Here is a 15,551-nt window from a genome sequence, read left to right on the forward strand (position 1 = left end):
TCGAAGCAGATGCATGTCGCCATAAATAAAGAACGCAGGGAAGGTCAGGCCTCTGGCGCCAGTGCCGCAACATGCCCCGCCAGTTCGAATACCACCGCCGCCGGATCGAGCGACAGGATCACCGCGCCCCCGGCCAGATGCCGCGCCTTCTCCCAATGCGCCAGCGCTGTGCCCAGCGCCGGGCCGTGCCGGCTCCGCGCCGCCTGCGCGATGAAGGCCGGTGCGCGCTCCAGAAAGGCTTCATAGCGCGGCTTGGCGGATTTGAGCGCCAGGGCCTTGGCCAATGCCAGTCGCTGGCGATTGCCGTGATCGCCGTGCGCCGCCAGACTACCCAATATCTGTTCGATCTCCGACAGGTTCAGACCTGCATAGCGCAGCGCCTGCCCCGGCGATCCGTCCCCGGCCCGTACCAGCGCGTCCACCTCTTGCGGCGACAGCGTCTCGTCGGCCGCTTTCAGCGCCATGCGCATGGTTGCTTTATCCAGCGGATCGAAGCGCAGCAAACGGCAACGCGACCGGATCGTGGGCAATAATCGCCCTGGCGCATGACTGACCAGCAGGAAGATCATGTCGGCCGGCGGTTCCTCCAGCGTCTTGAGCAGCGCATTGGCCGCTCCACGCTCCAGATCATCCGCACTGTCGATAACCACCACACGGCGCGACGATAGCGAAGGCGCCGACTGGATCAGCCGTGCAAGCCCACGCACCTGATCCACGCTGATATTGCGCGCGGTGCCGGTTTCCTTCTCCAGCGGCGCCAGTTCGGCATAGTCCGGATGGGCCGCCGCCTCGATCAGGCGACGGATGGGATGGCTTTCCGGCACGGACAGCCCCTCCCCCTCTACCGGCGGACCAGCCGCGTCCGCCAGCAATCGCAGCGCCAGCGCCCGCGCAAAGCTGCCCTTGCCGATGCCCTTCGGCCCGGACAATATCCAGCCATGGTGCATCCGCCCGCTCCGCGCGGCGTCGATCAGGGTTCGAGCCTGCGCATCATGGCCCAGCAGCAAAGTCATGGCAGCAGGTCTTCGATCGCTTCGATCAGACGCGCCGTCACCATATCTGCCGTGCCGGATGCATCCACGGCGTGGACCCGATCCGGCTCTTCAACCGCAAAACGGGCGAAGGCGTCCGCCACGGCGCGATGGAAGTCGCTGGCCCGTCCGCCAATCCGGTCCTCTGCATCGCCATCGCGCGCCTTGGCCCGCCCCGTCGCTTCCGCTTCGGGCAGGGTCAGCAGCAAGGTGCGATTGGGCAGAAAGTCCGCGCTGCCGATCCGGTGCAGCGCCAATATATCGGCGTCGCTCAGAACGCCTTGCCCCTGATAGGCCCGGCTCGAATCGAGGAACCGGTCGGACAACACCCATGCGCCGCGCTCCAGCGCCGGTCGGATCGTTTTTTCGATATGATCCGCCCGCGCCGCCGCGAACAGCAGCGCTTCGGCGCGCGGGCTCCAGCGATCGGCGCCACCGGTCAGCAGCAGGGCACGGATCGCCTCCGCCCCCTCGCTCCCGCCCGGTTCGCGCGTCTCGACCACATCCAGTCCGCGCGCGCGCAGCGCAACCGCCAGCGCGCGAAGTTGCGTCGATTTGCCCGCCCCTTCGCCGCCTTCCAGCGTTATGAACCGTCCGCTATCTGATGACTTGGGCGTCAAGCGAACAACGACTTCAGGCCATTCCACAGCCGACCGAAAATGCCGGCTTCGGCGACATCTTCACCCGCGACCAGCGGCATGATCTGCGGCGGGGTGTCCGGCGTCTGGACGATCAACTGGGCGATCTGCTGCCCCTTGGCTATCGGCGCCTTGATCGGGCCGGTATAAACCACCTTCACCTGCACATTGGCCGAAGCCGTGCGCGGCAGGGTGACCGCCAGATTTTGCGGCGCGACCAGCGGCACGCTTGTCGCGCTGCCCAGTTGCACTTCGGCCGTCTCGACCGTCTGCCCCTTCTTGAACAGCGGCTGGGCTTTCCACGCCTTGAAGCCCCAATCCATGAAGCGCACGGATTCGGTGATCCGGCCATTGAAGGTCGGCAGGCCCGCAACCACCATCACCAGACGGCGGCCATCCTGTTCAGCCGAACCGGTAAAGCCGAAACCGGCTTCTTCGGTATGACCGGTCTTCAGCCCGTCCGCGCCGGGAATCTTGCCCAGGATCGGGTTACGGTTCGCCTGATTGATCGCAGACCCGCCCATGGTCTTGCCCCAGGTGAAATCGCGCGTCGCATAGAAACGCTTGTAGAGATCGGGCGTCTCCACGATCGTCGCTTCGGCCAGCTTCGCCAGATCCTCGGCCGTGACATAGGTCACGCCTTCATCCGGCCAGCCATTGCTGGTGCCGAAATGGCTGTTCTTCAGGCCCAGCCGCTTGGCTTCCTCATTCATCGCAGCGACGAAGGCCTGCTCGGTCCCGGCAATGCCTTCTGCCAGCACGACGCAAGCGTCATTCCCCGACAGGGTGACGATGCCATGCAGCAGATTTTCGACCGACACCTGCTCGCCGACCGACAGGAACATGGTCGATCCCGCTTGCGGGCCATGCCACTGCTTCCAGGTTTCAGGCCGCACGGTGAATTTGGTGTCGAGCTTCAGCTCACCCTTCTGGATCAGGCGGAAGGCGACATGCGCGGTCATCATCTTGGCCAGCGATGCCGGCGGCATCCGGGTTTCGCCGCCCTTGTCATAGAGCACCGCGCCCGACGACAGATCCTTCATGTAAGCGATCGGCGCTTCGCTGGTGTAGGGCGGCGCGGCCGCGATCAACGGCTGGGCCAGCAGCCCGGCGGCAAGGAGGACTGCAACGCTTTTCTTCATCGGAACACTGCCTTCGAATGGAATGGAATCGCTCGCAACCCGCGATCTCTATCGCGCGTCATTAGCCATGATGGTGGCATTCTCAAAGCCCTTGCCCGCTGCCGTACGCACGCCAGCCTGCGCGGCCTGCTTCGTGGCATAGGGGCCAAGCCGCACCCGCCATACCCCGCCCGCTGATTCGACCCGCCCGCCAAGGCTCTTCGCCAGAGCATCAGCCCGCGATTGGGAGGAATAGGCGCCGACCTGCACGACATAGCCGCCCGCTTTTGCGGGCGCGGGGAACGGTGCAGGCAATGGCTTGGGTGGGGAAGCCCGCTTGGCCGGTGTGGCCACGGCCTTGGAAGGTATCTTGGCAGGTGCTGCTACGGGCTTTGGCGCGGCAGCGGGCCGATCGAAATCTGCCCCTGGTCGGACGGCGCTTGCCGGTTTTGCCGGTGCCATCGCGGGCTTGGGCTTTGGCGGCTGCGCCACGGGCGAAGACGCAGCAGCACGAACCGGCACCAGCTTGCCCCGTAGCACCTTGAGCAACGCCTCCGGCGTTTCCAGCCGCTCGGCCGCCTGACCATGGCCGCGCAGGGCCGCGCGTTCCTGTTCCGGCGGATTGACCCGCCGCACGCGCACCGCCGCAGCACCCTGTCCGGCAATGCCCAGTTGCGCCGCAGCCCCCGGCGACAGGGCGATCAACTGGTCATTGCGCATCGGCCCGCGATCATTCACCCGCACCAATATCGTCCGCCCGCTATCCAGCGCCGTCACCTCGACATAGCTGGGCAAGGGCAAGGTCTTGTTCGCGGCGGTGATGGCTGACGGAACGAAAGTCTCGCCCGTTGCGGTCGTGCCGCCCTGACTGCCATCCTCGATCGCCCCGGCATAGCCTACCTCGTCATAATAGACCGGATCAGCGGGCGTGTAGCGCGTACCGCCAATGGCATAGGGCGCACCCAATATCGGCGCGCCATCCTCAACCATCGCCCGCCCTTGAGGCTGCGCCGCCAATCGTCCGCCAGCCACGATCGCCATCAGCATGGCGATCACGGCCATCTCCTTATTGTTTGACAGCATCCGCCAGCAATCCCACCGACAAGGCATAGAAGTTGGAACAATTATAATCCAGAATTGCCCGGTAGTTGCTAGTCAGCAAATAGGCGGTCTTGCCCGGTCCGTCCGGCTCCAGCAGCGTCGCCATCACCCCGTCTGCCGGCCACACGCCGCTATTGGGGAACAGGCCCAGCTTGCGCCATTCCGCCATGGACAGCCAGCGACTATGCCGGTTGAACACGCGCGGGCAGCGGGCCGGCTCGGTCTTGGCCAGAACGGACGCCCGGTTGAAGCCAGCCGGCACACTCACCGCCACGCCCCAGGGCTGGCCCTTCCGCCATCCGGACTGCACGAAATAATTGGCGATGGAGGCCAACGCATCCGCCTCGCTGGTCCAGATATCGGCCTTGCCATCCCCGTCGCCATCCTTGGCGATGCGCAGATAGACGCTGGGCAGAAATTGCGGATAGCCGGTCGCGCCCGCCCAACTGCCGACCAGCCGGCTGCGCGGCACGCCATTGTCCAACATTTTAAGCGTCGCCAGCAATTCCGGCTCAAAGAGGCTCCGCCGTCGCCCTTCCCAGGACAGTGTCGCCAGCGACCGGATCAGATCGAAGTCACCGGTATAGCTGCCATAATTGGTTTCATGACCGTAGATGGCGACCATGATCTCTTCGGGCACACCCGTTTCCGCCTCGATCCGGGCGAGTCGCGCCCGGTTCGCCTGATAGGCGACACGCCCGCGACTGATCCGTGCTGCATCGACATGCTGGCGGCGATAGGGCTCGAAACTCGGGATAGGCGAATAGGCGCCACCGCCCGGCTGGCTCTGGTCAAGCTGGATCACACGCGGATTGGCGGTCAGCGTCGGGAACACACTGTCCAGCGTCGCGTCCCTGATCCCCATAGCCCGCGCCTTGGGCCGCAGGCTTTCAAGATAGGTGCGGAAATCACCGCTATCCTGCGCCTGTGCAGGCCCCACCAGCAGACTGCCGCCCGTGACCGCGGCCATGCCGAGCAACAAGGACAGAAAAGACGAACGCAAAGAATCTCCCATAAGCCCGTTGTGGCACAGGGTGCGTGACAGATGAAACCCCTTCTTGCCGTCGGGTCATGGAAGACGATGAACCGAGCGGACGTGAATTAACACTTGGCAAGCCAGCGCGGCACGCTAGGAAGCGGGCAACGGAAGTGTGGCCGAGTGGTTTAAGGCAGCGGTCTTGAAAGCTACCGGAGCTTGTCGGCGCGAAGCTGAATTAGGAGTGTGGTTACAAGGGGTTAGCGGCAGATCGGTTTCAGTGGTGCGTTCGCCCATAAGCCTGTCGTAAGCTGTCAGCCCCGAAACGGCGGGGAAGAGTGTCCGAGTGGTTTAAGGAACCGGTCTTGAAAACCGGCGACGGGGAAACCTGTCCGTGGGTTCGAATCCCACCTCTTCCGCCATCCCCTCTCGCGCGAGTGCGCGAATCTTTGGGCGTGTGCGCTGCAAGCGAATACGATTAGAATGCTCGCTTAACTTCGACCAACGCGCACCGTCCACGGTCAACTACGCCAAGCGAAACTCGCTGAAATGAGAAATCCGTGCGATCGACAGTGAAGCTATTGAACTGCACCTTGTCGGCAGTGAACACTCCACGCGTCGTAAAGGCTCGCCCCATGTCCGGGAAAGCATATGTTACTGTTCACGCATCTTCATTAAGCGTAACTTTCATCGGCGCCTTCGTTGCAAAATCTTCGCCACCAACACCCCCTTTTGCTCCCTGATCTAGCTGACATGAAAGATAGACCGGTGCGGCGTATGCCGAACATGGGACCAGCGCGATCGCGAGCGTGACTAAAAGTTTCATAATCCCCTCCATCATTCGAGGGTTGTTACCTGCTTAAGTCTTAATATGGACTATATTCCCTAGAGAATATATGCCCGACCGCCATCCATGGCTGGATGGACGATTAGCGCGCCATTGTTGGACAGAATGTGAGGCAATCGCGCCAGCGTGCCAAGCTTACACAGGAGCAGTTGGCGTTCGCCGCCGCAATCGACTTAACCTATGTCGGCGGAATCGAGCGCGGAAAGCGAAATCCCAGCCTATTGGTATTAGCCCGAATTGCGGCGGCCCTCGGGACTGAGCCAGCCGAGTTACTCAGACGCCACGCGTAACAGGGATATCAGCTAAGCCTGCCCCATACTCCGTTATCCTCCCAACGTCTGAGGGCAGCGATGACGACGACCATGTCCCGGCGGTCCAACATCCCGTCCAACATGCCAGGAAGAATCTGACTCTCAACCCACGAGTCGAAGGAGCCATACCAAAGCACGATAGGCGATGGTCGCAGCCTCCGGCCCTCCTCAATCCGCTTGACGCGACGTTGAAGGGCGCGGAGGCTCATGTGGTCAACTCAGTCCGAGCCGGGTGCGCAAATCCTGCGCATGTTCTACTTCGTCAGCTTGCACGACCGGCTGCACCAGCGCAGGTGCTGCGGCCGACACATTGGGCAGCGGCATCCGCTCCAACGCCGCGACCATCGCGGGCGCGACACGCATGTTGTGAGCCATGCTCGCGGCGTGAATTGCCTGCCCCTCAATTAGAACATCAAAATGACGCTGAACGATGCAGTCGGCATATTCGACGGGCATCCCATACTTGGTGAAGGCGGGGCGTGGTTCGTCAGCTTTCATGATGGATCACTTTCAGTTGAGCGAGAACGTCATAGGCGTTGGAGCGAACCTGCCAGTCGTCACAGTCGCGCAGCACCTCGCACATGCTGTTGACCACATCCCGTCGCATAACCCCGCGCTGGCGATCGTCCATGCTGGCAACGGCTTCGCAGATAGGTGTGAACCGCTCAGTATTCCGAATGTCTCTGTAGCTAAGCGGAACGACATAGATACGGTGCGCCATCTGGTCGGCAATGCTGACCGCCCAATCCACTGCTGCCTGATACTCGCTGATAGGCTGATAGCGCAGGCAGCGCGGGTGCAGCGTGCCGGTGGTGTCTCCGGGGGTCAGCAGCGATATGCGGACAAACACGTCCCCCGGTTCCGGCTCCTCTGTGATGACCTTGTTCCGTTGTGTGGTTATCGTCGTCATGCAGCGGTCCCCCTATATGTCAATTTGAACGCAAGCCGTTCGCAGACCCGACTTTTCCAACCGAAGTGCAAATAGTTCGAAATTAGCGTCGGGCATCGCGCGCCTCCTCAGGGGCTTCGATACGAGCGGCCAGTTCCTCGGTCGCCCGAACGTCAGCTAGTGATTTGATGCTGTCGATAATGAGCCTGCCCACATCAGGTGCCACCGCACCAGCGGCTACCGCGTCCAGCACCTGAGCGACCTGCTCACTGATGGGCGCTGATGCGTCAAAGTCGAAACTAACCTTCTCCGCCTGCGCTTTTACCGAGGGCAGAATTTTCGCCAGCACGATGCTGGCGGCGTTAGTGTCCCCCTCCAGCGCCTTGCCGACCAGCACGGCGATGATGTTCCGCATCTCATCGAGCATCTGTTGCGTCGCCAACAAGCGTCGATCCGGTCGCCCTGGCGGCCTACCACGAGGGTTGCCGCTCTGCCCCGGCTGGAATCGCCAAGGCGCGCTATCATTCGCGGGGTTCGTCGGATGCGGGGTAGGCGCAGGCTTCCAGTCCGTCCCCCAAGGCGGTGCAATCATGTCAGTCATTGGATGCCTCGAACTGTAAAGAACAGATGCCGATCAGACCGGGACGGCGAAGCGTTCATTTGACGCTTTTACGCGATTGCGTATCTCACCGGCTGTCCATGTCCGAGTGAGGACGCGCCGACCCTGTCGGTCTTCATGATATTCCTCATGGACGCCGACCGCCTTCTCGACCGCTTTCGTTAGCAGGGCGTAGCGTTCGTTGAGCATTTCGGCGGCGGCACGCATGGCGCGAATCTTCTTCGCTTCGAGTGGGCGCTGAGCGTTGTGCCAGTCGTGCAGATACTCAGCATGAAGTTCAGGGTCGAGGCCGGAGAGATAACAAGGCGCGCCAAGCACAGCGGTCGCGGTCATCTCGTCGCCTGCCTCAATCGCCTTCCGCAGCGCATTCATGCGCGGCCCCATTTCAAGGTTCGCGAAGTGCTGCCGAATTTCAGTCGCCATAGCGCGGGAGGCCTTGCTTTCAACGGGCGCGTAAAGGTCTTTCTCCATCGCCGTGATATTGTTGTTCAGCGTGTCCACCGTGCGAGACCATGTGCTATAGACCTTGCTCATGACCTTGGTGGCGTGATCGTCCACGGCGACCAATTGCTCAAAGTCGTTTAGCGTCGGGTTGAGCTTCGCGCCCTCCTTGGCGTTGTGGATGGACTGCAACGCTTTAAAGGCCTCGCTGACCGCCGTTTCGGTCTGCCCAAGTAGAGGACGGGTGTCATCGTCATAGTCGCCAATTTCACCAGCAATACCGGGATGAAGAGTAGGCGAAATTCGAGTATCGTTATCATCGGACATATCGAACTAAACCTTCGGACAAAAGTTACGGTAGGCTTATGCGTAACTAGCCGAGTCGAAGGTCAGCAACTGTTATTATGTAAAAACAGCCACTTAGCTCTAGTCTCCCGCCGCGAACATAAAATTGTATATTTGCCGTTCCTAGCTTTTTGGCTTGAACTACATGCACTTACCCGCGCTACGGGGCGCTACAGCACCGGCGGGGTTGCGGTGCCACCCTAGCGGCGACGGTGCGGCTTTCGCGCCCCTAGCCCCGGCGCTGTTCGCGGCATGTGGCGACCATAAGGAAACCATGGCGCTCCCGGCTCCGGACCGTCATATCTTGACAATATGTGCGAGGGGAATCCCAATATGTTTGATCCGATTAGACGTATGAAGACCATCCCCGAGCGTATGAGATTCAAGTTTTATCCTAGGCTCGCAGCGTGGAAACTAAGGCGGTCGACCAGACGTGCTCAAGAAATTATCGGCTCAAGCGCGCCCATCACTATCCTGATTGATAATTCTGTCTTGGCGCATGGCGTTACCCACGAGACCAAATGGATTCAAACTGGAACGGCTCGTTGGGGAAGCGAAATACGGGGCACTGGCTATGCAGCCCGTGTCCCTGTTCATTCAAAGCACAATGATACTTGGATTTACGAGCAGGTGCAGTTCCTTCCCGGAATTGCGTTCTTGGCAGAAACGGGGCTCATTAAACTGTTCCAGTCTGCTGAATTGAGGAGCGAGCGAGATCGTCAACCGGCGGGACTTTACAGGGGATATTCCTATTTCGACCGCTCAGTTTTTGAAGCCGGATCTATCCCGAGCGTCGATGGGGACGTCGAGGAAATCATGATGGGATGGTCCATCAAGCCGCGCGATTGGGCGAAGGAACAACGCGAACGCCTTGCCAGGTCCGGCGACACCTTATTCCATGCGCTGCATGAGCGCCTTAAAGAACAGCTCGGCAAAAAGGGTGATCAGGACGCGTGGCATATTCGCACCGCCGAAGTTCACAACATTTATTGCTTCCTGACGATGGACAAGCCTCTTCTTTCCGCCTGCAATCAGCTTCGTAAGAAGATACCGCTGAATACCCTCAAGACGAAAGTTATGTCCCCGAAGGAGTTCAGCGCAGCCTTTGGTATTTTACCCGTATCGCCACAATTGCTGAGCTATAATGATGCCAGTTGGTTTGTCCGCGCAGACGAGACTATGCCCGGAGAAAAGCGCCGGAGCAGACGTGACTACGAATGAGCAGCGCCGTCAGTTATGACCAAAAGATTGAACTGACCACAGCGCAGGCACGGGCGGGCGCGCATGTAACGAAACCCCGCAAGGTGGGGAAAGTGGGGGCTTTGGGGAAAGTGGTAGCCGAGTGAGCAAAACCAAGCACTTAGCCACCACCCTCCCCAGTTTCCCCAGTTTGCAACCACACACCCCACTTTCCCCACCTAACTCACTCTTTAGCGGGGGCGGCGCGCTTCGGTCGGCACATCCACTGCCCGCTTACATTTTCTTTCTCCATGTGGTCACCGCTATGCTTGTCCCACCAGCTTGCTGAGACGACCTTCTCCTGCAAAGCGACCTGTTTCACCGTGCTGACAGGCAGCCACTCGTGGTTAGGATAGATCAGGTAGAAGCCTTGGAACCACATGGCGAATTGCGGTTCATACTGGCTCTTGGGTCCGCGCGCCTTGCCCACGGTGCTGTTCGGGGTCAGCCCCGCGTCCAGTTCGTCCCATGCCGGGCGGGTGGCGTAAATCGGCTTGCCGTTTCTGTGGTCAACGCCAACCTCGACACGCTCGGTATGGAATTTCCATGCGCCGCCGGGATGCTCAGGGAGGTTCATCTTCACCTGCATGAACACTTTGGCGTGCGGGTCTGGCTCTTCCTCCTCCGTGCGGGGCTGCTCCATCACGGCGCACAGGCTACGGCAGGTCTGAACAAACGCACTGGAGCCAAGGACGCGGTGAAGCATTGAACGGTTTGTGTCCTTAGCAAAGTGCGTCACGCAGATGATCGCAATGTTGTAAGTCTGCGCGAGGATCAGCCACGGTTCCAAGACTGTGCGGAGCTGCCCAGCGTCATTGAGATCGACCTTCCGCGGGACTGGTTTAACAACCGGCGCCTGCTCGAGCCCATCTGCAATATCCCGCCAGCTGAAGCTGAGGAATTGTACTACGCCATGCTGGACGACGTCCCCATGGCTGCGTAACTTAAACCAAATAGCCTCCGGCAAACCCGGCGCGGTTCACACCGCCAAGAGCAAGTTGGCCGAAGCCATCCGCTATGCGACGACCCGCTGGGACGGCCTCGTCCGCTTCATCGACGATGGTCGGATCGAACTCGACACCAACACCGTCGAGCGATCAATCCGCTCCTTGGCTTTGAATCGTAAGAATGCCCTCTTCGCCGGCTCCGACGAGGGCGGCGATAGCTGGGCCGTCATCGCCACACTCATCGAAAACTGCAAGCTGGCCGGCATCAATCCCCACGATTGGCTGAATCAGACACTGACTGCACTCGCCAACGGCCACCCCGCCAATCGCGTTCAGGAACTCATGCCCTGGATCCACGTGGCCTGAGAACACCGCTTACGTCCGTTTGGAAAATCAGGGATGAGCATTTCGGCGTAGGAGATTTCCGCCCATGGCGACGAGGATCATCGCCTGCGAGACGTCGATCCGCTTCTCATAGTCCAGGACCAATCAGCGCCATTGGATCATCCAGCCAAAGGTCCGCTCGACGACCCAGCGCCTCGGCAGCACCTTGAAGCCCTGCTGCTGATCGCTGCGTCGGATGACCTCCACGACGATCCAGATAGCTGGCCTTGTCCATGAGCTTGAGGCGGTCGTAGGCACCATCTGCGAAGAGATGCTTGACCCAGGGCCAGCGTCTGCGGATGCCATCGAGGATGGTCTGGGCGTCCGCGCTGTCCGAAATATCTGCAGTGGTCAGGTTGACCATTAGCAACCTTCCATCGGTATCGACGGCGATGTGTCGCTTGTGCCCGACAATCTTCTTTCCAGCGTCGAATCCGCGCTCTTGCGCCGAGGGCACCTTAACCGACTGGCTGTCGATCACTGCGGCGCTCGGACTGGCCTCTCGTCCTTGGCGCTCGCGATCGAGCATCAGTTCGATGTCGTGGATCGTCTGAAACAGGAACCGGCGTGCCAGTTCCCGAAACCAGCTATAGACCGTCTGCCAGGCGCCCAAATGGACCGGCAGCATGCGCCAACCACAGCCGGAGCGGACGAGATAGCGCACGGCGTTGATCACCTCGCGAAAGTCCACCTCACGGGGACGCCCTCTACGCCCGAGCTTGGGCATCAACGGCGCCAGGCAATCCCACTCCTCGTCGGTCAGATCGCTCGGATAACGCTTCGTCTTTCTGGCAATCTGGGCCATTCGCCCCCGGCTTTGCTGCGTCCACATGCAAAGCCTAAATCACCCGCACGCCAGTTGCGCAAACCCCTCAGCTGATTTTCCAAACAGCCTCTTGCCCTGCCCTCCTCAAAACCAAGATCATGACCAAACCTGGCGATAAAGCATCTGGATCTGCGCGCTGTCGGGAACGCGCGGATTCTTGTTGGGCGAACCAGAAGCCAGCGCTTGCTCCGCCATAATCGGCAAAAGTGCATTCCAGCGATCTTCATCTATTCCGTAGATCTTGGGCGAGGGAATGGCGAGATCGGTATTTAGGCCCCGAAGCGCTTCGACGAGACGAGTAACCGCAGATTGATCGTCGTCCTCAAACGTGGCTATTCCCATTGCGCGAGCACAGTCGGCATAGCGAGCGACGGCAGCAGGCGCCGACCAAGCAGTCACCACGGGCAGAAGCATTGCATTGGAGAGGCCGTGAGGAACATGAAAATGGGCCCCGATCGGTCGGCTCATGCCATGCACCAGCGCAACCGAGGCATTAGAGAAAGCGATTCCCGCCTGCAAGGATCCCACCATCATCGCCTCTCGTGCAGGACGGTTGCTGGGCGACACGAAAGCACTGCGGAGGTTCGGCCATATTGCACGCATCGCAGAAATCGCCATCATATCTGAAAACGGATTCGCAAACGTAGAGACATAAGCTTCGATCGCATGTGTCAACGCGTCGATACCTGTGTCGGCGGTGAGGCGCGCTGGCTTGGTCAGCGTCAGTTCGTAGTCCACGATCGCCAAAACGGGCAGATAGGCTAGACCCGCACAGAGCATCTTTTCATCGGTGACCTCATCGGTTATGATGGTAAAGCGGGTAGCTTCGGATCCTGTTCCGGCCGTAGTCGGAATTGCGACAATGGGCATACCGGCCTCGTTATTTTCATTCGGCGCTTTAAGCGCATGAATTTTCCCCCCACGGACAGCGAGCACCGCCACAGCCTTGGCAGTATCGATCGAACTACCGCCACCAAATCCGATTACGCAGTCGTGATTGCCGCCTTTAATAAACGACACCGCAGCATCGACCGAAGCCGTAGTGGGATCGGGCGTAACTCCGCTATAGCTGCGTACGGGGAAGCCGGCGTCCTCCAGAACTTTGAGCAGGCGTCCTAGCATGCCGCTATCCGCAAGAAATGGGTCGGTTAAAATGGCTGGTGCTTTCAGCCCGAGTTGCGCGAGCGCGCCGGGGAGTTCATTTATGGCGCCAGCGCCGATACGCATGGCACGCGGCAGAAATATCGCAGACATGAACAACTCTCCATCTGAAATCCCGGCCTATGGCGGGAAGGCGGTATAATTAAAATCAAAAGCCGACTTGGTCGGCGCCTTTCAAATCGAGAATTTCACGCGCTTCGTCCGGGGTCGCTACGGCAAGCCCCAACCCTTCTATGATCGCACGAACCTTACTTACCTGCTCGGCATTGCTTTGGGCGAGCCGGCCCGGTGCGATCCAGAGGCTATCCTCCAGTCCGACCCGCACATGCCCTCCGACCGCGGCCGCCGTCGCGGCGATCTGCATCTGCGCACGGCCTGCTCCGAGTACTGACCAGCGCAAATCTTGGCCGAACAAACGCGTTGCCGTGCGATGCATATGCATAACGTCCTCGGGATGCTGGCCGATACCGCCTAGAATCCCAAAAACGCTCTGCACGAAAAAGGGAGGCTTTAGGAAACCTCGATCAATGAAATGGGCTAGATTGTATAAATGACCGACATCGTAACATTCAAACTCGAAGCGAGTGCCACTTTCCGCGCAAACCTCCAAAGCGTATGCGATGTCGCGGAACGTATTACGGAAGATAAGATCATCTGTCGCCGCCAGATAAGGCTTTTCCCAGTCATGCTGAAATGACGTGTACCGCTTTAGCATTGGAAACAAACCGAAATTCAACGAGCCCATGTTGAGACTGGCAATCTCCGGACGCAATTGTGCGGCAGGAGCTATTCGCTCATCCACCAACATGGTAGGCGCGCCTCCACTCGTTAAGTTGATGATCACATCACTTTCCCGCTTGATCGATCGCAGGAATGGCAGGAATGATTCTGGCCGCTGATCCGGCTGCCCCGTAACGGGATCGCGCGCATGTAGATGCACAATGGCAGCTCCCGCTTGTGCAGCTGCGATCGATGACTCGCTAATCTGCTGCGGCGTGATCGGCAAATGAGGCGACATGGACGGCGTGTGAATAGCTCCGGTCACTGCACAAGAAATAATTACTTTTCGCGGCAATGCCATGTTGCAGGAATCCTTTTTGAAAGTGGAGAGTCGAGAAAGTTGGCGCGCCGACATGTTGACAGCCCGACAATCCGCTATGAGAGCTATAGTCATTTGCGGCGGGATTGAGGCCCAGATTGCATATGATCAAACTACGGGAAGATGTAGGCTCGCTGTGTCTATCAAGATCGAATCCACACGGCTCCGCAACTCGTATTTTAACAACAATATTATGCAACCATCTTATTGCCCTGTTTCTCCTCGCAATGCCGTTCTGGCGCCACCGACGGAACACCTAGTGCTGCGGAGCTCGGCCAAAGCGCCGACGAGAGGTGCTTTTGCCGCTAGCCTAATCCTCGAGAATATTGAAAAAAGCAATTCCCATGTTTCCTAATACGGTATTATATATCTCATTACGATACATACTCTTCTGCCGCGGTCAACCCATTACGGCAATAATGTATCTTTTTACAATACCTCGTTTCTTTCTGAGATACAAATGAGATTGGGCACTGGAGAAGAAGTGGCGGCACCGCGCCACGGTGAGGAGATAGATGCTGCATTGGCGGCCTGCTCTGTTCTCCGCCCTTGCTTTCTGGGCCCTCCAAATTGCCGAGGCATCGAGCGCTTCGTCGCCAGACAGGACATAATATGGCAAGCCATCTTATATTGTCAGACGAAAGGCTGCTTTTCCGCGAAGCGCTGCGCTCATGTGAGGCTGACGGCCTGAAGACCCGGGCGGAGACAAGGCAGCTTCTGGCTCTGCTCGGGTCGATGGCGGGACTATATTTTCCAGGGCTATCTCATGCCAGCACCGGAAAGGGCATCGACAGCGCCCCTTGTACGCTGCCGGTGCCTGACATCGCAGGGACAGCCACGCCGGACATCAATGCCGAAATGCTTGTGCAATTGCGCGTCTTTGGAGGCACGAACCTCGATGGGGTCCCGGCGCTTGTGTCGCATCGACCCAGCGACTGCCAGATCTCACGACATGGATAATGCCGCTGATCACACGCCGGTCATCGACCCGGGCAACGCCTCGCACCTTGTTCGGCAGCAACGGCCGAAGCAGCTCGAACTGCCCTTCACTCAACCAGAACTCGCTTAAATCCAAGCTCCTGCTATCGCCGAGCATGAATCACATTCGCGCCGCCAAGGGAATCCCGTTTATGGGTCCTGAACAGCGCCGATTTCTCATCATGCAGCGTGTAGATCGTCCGCTTCGACATGCCGACGCTGATCGCGATCTCCTCAATCATCGGTGCGCGAAAAAGAGAATAGGGTGAAATATCGACGGAGAGGTTCATGTCCGCCATGCGCTTCAGGTCAACAGGGGCGATAAAACTGGCATGTGCAATGGAGTGCGTTGGTCCAACGACACCATTGTTTCGCCGCACCTTGGCGATCGCGTCAATTACGGAACGCACAGCCCCATCGCCGATCGCATGCATCTTGACGGTCACCCCTTCTTGATCCAGCCGAGTGACGATCTCGTCGAGCAGCGGTTGCGAGACCTTCATACCGTTATTTTCAGACCCGCCCCCGAGAAACACCGTCGTCTGGCGCGGCCTACGTCGCCTTGCCGACATCCAGATCGACGTGGGGCTCGAAACTT

16 protein-coding genes, 1 tRNA gene and 3 pseudogenes are annotated in these 15,551 nt (G+C 59.4%); 4 read left to right on the plus strand and 16 right to left on the minus strand.

What is annotated here, in order from left to right; genetic code table 11:
- Nucleotides 1–44 precede the first annotated feature (44 nt).
- The 5 genes from BMX92_RS03210 to BMX92_RS03230 are packed head-to-tail and all read right to left on the minus strand — an operon-like array spanning nucleotide 45 to nucleotide 4,861.
- On the minus strand, nucleotides 45–1,013 hold the full coding sequence (locus BMX92_RS03210) for an AAA family ATPase (protein WP_093011763.1): 969 nt from the start codon (nucleotides 1,011–1,013) through the stop codon (nucleotides 45–47).
- Nucleotides 1,010–1,651 (minus strand): dTMP kinase, encoded by a 642-nt coding sequence (gene tmk, locus BMX92_RS03215; protein WP_093011766.1) that lies wholly within the window; start codon nucleotides 1,649–1,651, stop codon nucleotides 1,010–1,012. The genes BMX92_RS03210 and tmk overlap by 4 nt, the downstream gene beginning before the upstream one ends.
- Nucleotides 1,648–2,811: a D-alanyl-D-alanine carboxypeptidase family protein gene (locus BMX92_RS03220; protein WP_093011769.1), complete on the minus strand. Its 1,164-nt coding sequence runs from the start codon at nucleotides 2,809–2,811 to the stop codon at nucleotides 1,648–1,650. The genes tmk and BMX92_RS03220 overlap by 4 nt, the downstream gene beginning before the upstream one ends.
- 48 nt (nucleotides 2,812–2,859) lie before the next feature.
- The gene (locus BMX92_RS03225) at nucleotides 2,860–3,852 is read right to left on the minus strand and encodes a septal ring lytic transglycosylase RlpA family protein (protein WP_256213269.1); all 993 of its coding nucleotides are present in this window, start codon (nucleotides 3,850–3,852) and stop codon (nucleotides 2,860–2,862) included.
- Between the two features lie 4 nt (nucleotides 3,853–3,856).
- The gene (locus BMX92_RS03230; protein WP_371262278.1) at nucleotides 3,857–4,861 is read right to left on the minus strand and encodes a lytic murein transglycosylase; all 1,005 of its coding nucleotides are present in this window, start codon (nucleotides 4,859–4,861) and stop codon (nucleotides 3,857–3,859) included.
- A gap of 338 nt (nucleotides 4,862–5,199) precedes the next feature.
- On the opposite strand from BMX92_RS03230, the gene BMX92_RS03235 reads away from it, so the two are divergent.
- Nucleotides 5,200–5,289: transfer RNA gene (locus BMX92_RS03235), tRNA-Ser, on the plus strand.
- 239 nt (nucleotides 5,290–5,528) lie between these two features.
- Here BMX92_RS03235 and BMX92_RS27265 read toward each other — a convergent pair.
- Nucleotides 5,529–5,693 carry a hypothetical protein gene (locus tag BMX92_RS27265; RefSeq protein ID WP_177184919.1) on the minus strand — a complete coding sequence of 55 codons (165 nt, stop codon included), beginning with the start codon at nucleotides 5,691–5,693 and terminating at the stop codon, nucleotides 5,529–5,531.
- A gap of 128 nt (nucleotides 5,694–5,821) precedes the next feature.
- On the opposite strand from BMX92_RS27265, the gene BMX92_RS03240 reads away from it, so the two are divergent.
- Nucleotides 5,822–6,004 (plus strand): helix-turn-helix domain-containing protein, encoded by a 183-nt coding sequence (locus tag BMX92_RS03240; protein ID WP_093011778.1) that lies wholly within the window; start codon nucleotides 5,822–5,824, stop codon nucleotides 6,002–6,004.
- A gap of 234 nt (nucleotides 6,005–6,238) precedes the next feature.
- Here the strand turns inward: BMX92_RS03240 and BMX92_RS03250 are convergent, their stop codons facing one another.
- From BMX92_RS03250 to BMX92_RS03265, 4 genes are all read right to left on the minus strand, one after another.
- Entirely contained in the window at nucleotides 6,239–6,523 is a 285-nt protein-coding gene (locus tag BMX92_RS03250) for a hypothetical protein (RefSeq protein ID WP_093011784.1), read from the minus strand.
- Entirely contained in the window at nucleotides 6,513–6,935 is a 423-nt protein-coding gene (locus BMX92_RS03255) for a hypothetical protein (protein WP_093011787.1), read from the minus strand. The genes BMX92_RS03250 and BMX92_RS03255 overlap by 11 nt, the downstream gene beginning before the upstream one ends.
- Before the next feature lie 82 nt (nucleotides 6,936–7,017).
- Entirely contained in the window at nucleotides 7,018–7,515 is a 498-nt protein-coding gene (locus BMX92_RS03260; RefSeq protein ID WP_371262272.1) for a DUF5681 domain-containing protein, read from the minus strand.
- Nucleotides 7,516–7,548: 33 nt separating this feature from the next.
- Nucleotides 7,549–8,301 carry a hypothetical protein gene (locus BMX92_RS03265; protein WP_093011792.1) on the minus strand — a complete coding sequence of 251 codons (753 nt, stop codon included), beginning with the start codon at nucleotides 8,299–8,301 and terminating at the stop codon, nucleotides 7,549–7,551.
- Between the two features lie 351 nt (nucleotides 8,302–8,652).
- On the opposite strand from BMX92_RS03265, the gene BMX92_RS03270 reads away from it, so the two are divergent.
- Complete coding sequence (locus BMX92_RS03270; protein ID WP_143066715.1) at nucleotides 8,653–9,540, plus strand: hypothetical protein; 888 nt, start codon at nucleotides 8,653–8,655, stop codon at nucleotides 9,538–9,540.
- A gap of 202 nt (nucleotides 9,541–9,742) precedes the next feature.
- Here BMX92_RS03270 and BMX92_RS03275 read toward each other — a convergent pair whose 3' ends face one another.
- The gene (locus tag BMX92_RS03275) at nucleotides 9,743–10,348 is read right to left on the minus strand and encodes a hypothetical protein (protein WP_177184910.1); all 606 of its coding nucleotides are present in this window, start codon (nucleotides 10,346–10,348) and stop codon (nucleotides 9,743–9,745) included.
- A gap of 139 nt (nucleotides 10,349–10,487) precedes the next feature.
- Here BMX92_RS03275 and BMX92_RS03285 point away from each other — a divergent pair.
- A pseudogene (locus tag BMX92_RS03285) lies at nucleotides 10,488–10,871 on the plus strand (transposase); the annotation flags it as partial.
- A 27-nt stretch (nucleotides 10,872–10,898) separates the two neighbouring features.
- On the opposite strand, the pseudogene BMX92_RS03290 reads toward BMX92_RS03285, so the two are convergent.
- From BMX92_RS03290 to BMX92_RS03310, 5 genes and pseudogenes are all read right to left on the minus strand, one after another.
- Nucleotides 10,899–11,721 (minus strand): annotated as a pseudogene (locus BMX92_RS03290) (IS5 family transposase).
- 90 nt (nucleotides 11,722–11,811) lie between these two features.
- Nucleotides 11,812–12,969: an iron-containing alcohol dehydrogenase gene (locus tag BMX92_RS03295; protein WP_093011803.1), complete on the minus strand. Its 1,158-nt coding sequence runs from the start codon at nucleotides 12,967–12,969 to the stop codon at nucleotides 11,812–11,814.
- A gap of 55 nt (nucleotides 12,970–13,024) precedes the next feature.
- Nucleotides 13,025–13,957: a BKACE family enzyme gene (locus BMX92_RS03300; protein ID WP_093011806.1), complete on the minus strand. Its 933-nt coding sequence runs from the start codon at nucleotides 13,955–13,957 to the stop codon at nucleotides 13,025–13,027.
- 913 nt (nucleotides 13,958–14,870) lie between these two features.
- Nucleotides 14,871–15,071 (minus strand): annotated as a pseudogene (locus tag BMX92_RS03305) (transposase); the annotation flags it as partial.
- On the minus strand, nucleotides 15,058–15,456 hold the full coding sequence (locus BMX92_RS03310; protein WP_177184920.1) for an amidohydrolase family protein: 399 nt from the start codon (nucleotides 15,454–15,456) through the stop codon (nucleotides 15,058–15,060). The gene BMX92_RS03310 and the pseudogene BMX92_RS03305, both read right to left, overlap by 14 nt.
- Between the last annotated feature and the right edge of the window lie 95 nt (nucleotides 15,457–15,551).

The sequence above is a fragment of the Sphingobium sp. YR768 genome (genome assembly GCF_900111125.1).
Classification (GTDB): domain Bacteria; phylum Pseudomonadota; class Alphaproteobacteria; order Sphingomonadales; family Sphingomonadaceae; genus Sphingobium.